Here is a 4,298-nt window from a genome sequence, read left to right as displayed (position 1 = left end):
AATGAACGCATCAGACGAGATCTGGGCCCCAATTTCAGGCTATAAGCATGATGGTTATGAGTGGAAATATGAAAGGAATGATGACTTATCGGCATCCCAGTTTTGATCTTGGGCGACTCCGGTTCCGGGAAGTCCACCTCCCTCCGCAACTTCGACCCCGCCGAGGTGGGCGTCTTCAATGTGGCGTCTAAGCCTCTCCCCTTCCGCAAGCAGCTCCCCGTCGTCAACGGGGCCTCTTATGCCACCATCCTCAAGGGCCTTTCTGCTCCGAGCCGCAAGGCCTACGTCATCGACGATAGCCAGTATCTCCTGGCGTTCGAGTTCTTCGACCGGGTCAAGGAGAACGGATACAACAAGTTTACAGACATCGCCCTGAATTTTCGCAACCTGATCCAGTTCATCATCTCCCAGACGCCGCCGGACTGCATCGTCTATTTCCTGCACCACACTGAGACGACGGCAGACGGAACCCTCAAGGCCAAGACCATTGGAAAGATGCTGGACGAAAAGCTGACCGTGGAGGGCCTGTTCTCCATCGTCCTCCTCTGCCGGTCCGAGAAGGACAGGCATTACTTCCTGACCCAGTCAGAAGGCTTCTCCACCGCGAAGAGCCCCATGGGGATGTTCCCCGAGGAGATCGATAACGACCTGAAGTTTGTGGACGCCACCATCCGAGACTACTGGGGCCTCACCGCCCCCGACGAGAAAAAGGAGGAGCACTGAGATGAGACATTTCGATTGGGACAATATCCAGGAGGCCAGCGGCTTCGACGATCCAAAGCCCGGCGCTTACATTGCTGTCATCACTCGCGTGGAGGACGTGGAGGAGAAGGAGTATCTCCTCATCGAGTGGGACTTCGCCGAGGGGGCCTACAAGGGCTTCAACCAGGACACCTTCGACCGGGCCAGCTTCTGGCCCACCAAGCTCATCCGCAGTTACAAGCCCAAGGCCCTGGGCTTCTTCAAGGCTTTCAAGACCGCCTTGGAGGACTCCAACCCCGGATATCACTTCAATGAGGCCGACCTCCGCGCCTTGGTCGGCAAAAAGTTCGGGGTGGTCCTGGGAGAAAAGGAGTACCGGAAAAAGGACTACAGCACCGGGAAACGCCTCTACGTCGCCCAGGCCCGCTCCCTCCAGGCCATCCAGAAGGGGGACTTCACCATCCCGGACCTTAAGCGCCTCTCTGATGCGCCCCAGAGCGCTCCCCCGTCCTCCTGGTCCGGGGCCTGGGGCGCCCCTGCAGGTGGTGCCAGCCCTTATGCCGAGCTATCTAAGGACGAAGAGGAGCTCCCCTTCTAAGGAGGCGGAAGGATGGACCGGAGCCAATTTACCTTTTATGAGTCGTTCTTTTTGGCCCTTCAGAGGATCAAAGACAAAGAGGCCAGAGCAGACGGATACGACGCCATCTGTGATTATGCGTTGCACGGGACTGAGCCGGATTTCGATGCGCTCCCCGACTCTGTCGCAGTCGCTCTCTATCTCATCCTTCCCAACCTAGATGCAAGCAGACGGAAAGCAGACAACGGGAAAAAAGGCGGGAGCCGGAAGCAAACTCGAAGCAAACCGAAAGCAAACGCCAAGCAAGAACAATGGCAAGAGCAAGGGGACCGTTCAAGCAAGAAAGAGAGCGAGATAGAGAAGAAGATAGAGAAAGAGAACGAGATAGAGATAGAGAACGAATGTTATAGAAAGACCTCTCCCCCTGTCGGGGGAGAGGTAGAAAGATGCCCAGACACCGCCGCCGCCCGGGTAAGAGCCGACTATCTGGACCGGGTGAACCCTGCCGCCTCGCCCTCCAGCCTGGAGGAGCTGGGGGCCTTCGCCGAGGAGCTGGGGGAGGCGGTCTGCCGCCGGGCCATCGACGTGGCCCGGGACGCCAAGAAGGCGACGTGGCCCTACATCCGGGCCATCCTCCGAGACAAGCAGGCCCGGGGCGTGAAGTCCCTGGCGGACTGGGAGGCCCTGGAGGGCCGGCGGGAGAAGGCCCCCGGGGCGACGCACGCCGCGGACGCGAAGGCGTTCCAGAGGGACCTGGACTGGATGGACCGTTTTCTGTCGGGAGGGAGCGCATGGTCGCCTTCGAGCTGAACTACCCGCCCACAAAGCGCGGCAAGGCGGCCTTCTGTAAGCGCTACGGGCTCAACGCCTACTACGCCGGGAAGCATTGGGGCGCCCGGAAGCGGGACGCGGAGGAGCTCCACGCCCTCACATGGGCTGCTATGAAGCGGGCAAAGATCAAAAAAGCCCCGGCAAAAGTGCCGGTAAGGATCACGTTCCTGTTTGACGATGGCCTGGACTGCTCCAACCACGCTATTATCGTCAAGGCCGTGGAGGATGCCATGAAGGGCTGGGTCATCAAGGACGACAGCCGGAAATACGTGAGATCCATCACGATGATGTTCCATCAGGAAAACTGCATTCGGGTGCTCGTGGAGGAGGAAAGGGCATGATCTGGAAGAACATCGAGGGCTACAAGGTCCCCTACCGCGTCAGCGACGAGGGCGTGGTGGAGCGATGGTCGGCGCGGGGCCAGAAGTGGTGCGTGATGCGCCAGCGGCTCCGGGGCGGGCGGGCCATCGTCACCCTCCGGGGCGTGGACGACCGGCAGAAGGCCGTTGCCGTTGTGCGGCTGATGGACGAGGCGTTCTTTGACGGCTACGCAAAGAAGCACGACCTGGTGATCCTGCACAAGAACGGCGCCAAGCTGGACTGTGCCGTGGAGAACCTGCTCTTCTGCACCCGGCAGGAGATGGGGCAGCGCACCGGCGGCATCGGCCGGCGGCGGGCGGTGGTGCGGCACGACCGGAAGGGCGGCGCCACGGTCTACCCCACCATCCAGGCCGCGGCGGAGCAGAACGGGCTGACCCGGACCACCCTGACCCGGTGGATGAAGACCAAGCAGCTCGACCCCAGGGGGTATCTCTTCGAGGTGCTGGCTTGACACTCCCCATGGCTAAAGCCAGGGGATTCTCGGTTCAGCGAGTATAGCGCCGTGGTTGCGTCTTACGCACTCTTCCCGAGCGTAACTTCGGGCGTGTCCCGCCCTACCATACAAATCCTACGCCGACAGGCGCAAGCCCTCATTCAAGATGTTTTTAGCGGCGTTCACATCCCTGTCGTGGACAGCACCACACACAGGGCAAACCCATTCCCTTACAGAAAGGTCTTTTGTTCCGGGCCATTGAGCGCCGCAGGCGGAGCAGAGCTGGGAGGACGGGAAGAAACGGTCTACTGTGACCACCTGTTTCCCATACCACGCCGCCTTGTACTCCAACTGTCTGCGGAACTCACCCCAGCTTGCATCGGAAATAAACCGGGCCAGCTTGTGGTTGCGCACCATGTTCTTTGGCGCTAAGTCCTCAATGCTGATCAGATCATAGTCCCGCACGAGCTGGGTGGACAGTTTATGTAGCGTATCCTGCCGCTGGTTGGCGATGTGTTCCTGTAACCGCGCCACCTTGACCCGTGACTTCTCCCTACGCCTACTCCCCTTTGACTTTCGGGAGAGCTGGCGTTGGAGACGGGCGAGTTTCTTCTGGCTTTTGATTAGAAACTTATGGTTAGGATACTCAACACCGTCAGAGGTGATTGCAAATGATTTAAGGCCCACGTCAAGGCCGACAACGGCACCTGTGCTGGGCAGAGGTTCAATCTCAACATCGGTACAACACAGGGCGACAAAATACTTGCCGCTTGGGTTCTGGCTGATGGTGGCGGAAAGGATACGGCCCTTAACCTCTTTGGAGACACGGCACTTAACAAGGCCAAGTTTCGGGAGACGGACGTGGCTATCATCCACATAGATAGTCGGCTTGCCATTGGTAACGTGCTGTTTGGTCTTGTAGGATTTCCGCCTATCACGCTTACTTTTGAAGCGTGGGAATCCGGGCTTTTCACCCTTCTTTACACGGCGGAAAAAGCCCTGATAGGCAAAGTCCAAGTCACGCAAGGATTCCTGTAATGGTATGCTGTCAACCTCTTTCAGCCAAGTCAATTCTTTCTTTAACTGCGTAAGCAGAGCGGAGGATTTAACGTAGTTGATGGTTTCACCGCTTGATTCATAGGTTTCTTTGCGGAGGTTGAGAAAGTGGTTGTAGACGAACCTGGCACAGCCAAACGTCCGGGCGATCAAGGCCCTCTGTTCACTGTTTGGATAAAGCCTAAACTTGTACGAATATTCCACTTTATCACCTCATCTCTAAGTAAATTATACCACAAAACCGATAAAATATCAACAGAAAGGAGGAGGGCGGCTCCTCCCCATAGCTAAAGCAAGGGGTTTCCGCCACCCAATCTT

General features: G+C 57.9%; 6 protein-coding genes. 5 read left to right on the top strand and 1 reads right to left on the bottom strand.

Annotation, left to right across the window (positions count from 1 at the left end; translation table 11 throughout):
• The first annotated feature begins 108 nt into the window (after window positions 1–108).
• Genes Q0K07_RS13255 through Q0K07_RS13235 form a run of 5 tightly spaced genes read left to right on the top strand, consistent with a single transcriptional unit; the run spans window position 109 to window position 2,942 of the window.
• The gene (locus tag Q0K07_RS13255; RefSeq protein WP_294559834.1) at window positions 109–723 is read left to right on the top strand and encodes a hypothetical protein; all 615 of its coding nucleotides are present in this window, start codon (window positions 109–111) and stop codon (window positions 721–723) included.
• 1 nt (window position 724) lies between these two features.
• The gene (locus Q0K07_RS13250) at window positions 725–1,300 is read left to right on the top strand and encodes a hypothetical protein (RefSeq protein WP_294559833.1); all 576 of its coding nucleotides are present in this window, start codon (window positions 725–727) and stop codon (window positions 1,298–1,300) included.
• Between the two features lie 12 nt (window positions 1,301–1,312).
• Window positions 1,313–2,089: a DUF6291 domain-containing protein gene (locus Q0K07_RS13245; RefSeq protein ID WP_294559832.1), complete on the top strand. Its 777-nt coding sequence runs from the start codon at window positions 1,313–1,315 to the stop codon at window positions 2,087–2,089.
• Entirely contained in the window at window positions 2,071–2,451 is a 381-nt protein-coding gene (locus Q0K07_RS13240; protein ID WP_294559831.1) for a hypothetical protein, read from the top strand. Before Q0K07_RS13245 ends, Q0K07_RS13240 begins: the two co-directional genes overlap by 19 nt.
• Window positions 2,448–2,942, top strand: a complete 495-nt coding sequence (locus tag Q0K07_RS13235) for an HNH endonuclease (RefSeq protein WP_294559830.1) — start codon at window positions 2,448–2,450, stop codon at window positions 2,940–2,942. Before Q0K07_RS13240 ends, Q0K07_RS13235 begins: the two co-directional genes overlap by 4 nt.
• Window positions 2,943–3,059: 117 nt before the next feature.
• Here Q0K07_RS13235 and tnpB read toward each other — a convergent pair whose 3' ends face one another.
• Complete coding sequence (gene tnpB, locus Q0K07_RS13230) at window positions 3,060–4,184, bottom strand: IS200/IS605 family element RNA-guided endonuclease TnpB (protein ID WP_294559829.1); 1,125 nt, start codon at window positions 4,182–4,184, stop codon at window positions 3,060–3,062.
• Between the last annotated feature and the right edge of the window lie 114 nt (window positions 4,185–4,298).

Origin of the sequence: uncultured Mailhella sp. (genome assembly GCF_944324615.1) — a bacterium.
In the GTDB taxonomy this organism is placed as follows: domain Bacteria; phylum Desulfobacterota; class Desulfovibrionia; order Desulfovibrionales; family Desulfovibrionaceae; genus Mailhella.
Note: the sequence above shows the minus strand (reverse complement) of the source record. Positions and strands in the feature narration are given on the sequence as shown.

Excerpts from the sequence above, each read along its gene's own strand:
- Q0K07_RS13250 (WP_294559833.1), top strand. The coding sequence starts at position 725 with ATGAGACATTTCGATTGGGACAATATCCAGGAGGCCAGCGGCTTCGAC.
- Q0K07_RS13245 (WP_294559832.1), top strand. The coding sequence starts at position 1,313 with ATGGACCGGAGCCAATTTACCTTTTATGAGTCGTTCTTTTTGGCCCTT.
- Q0K07_RS13240 (WP_294559831.1), top strand. The coding sequence starts at position 2,071 with ATGGTCGCCTTCGAGCTGAACTACCCGCCCACAAAGCGCGGCAAGGCG.
- Q0K07_RS13235 (WP_294559830.1), top strand. The coding sequence starts at position 2,448 with ATGATCTGGAAGAACATCGAGGGCTACAAGGTCCCCTACCGCGTCAGC.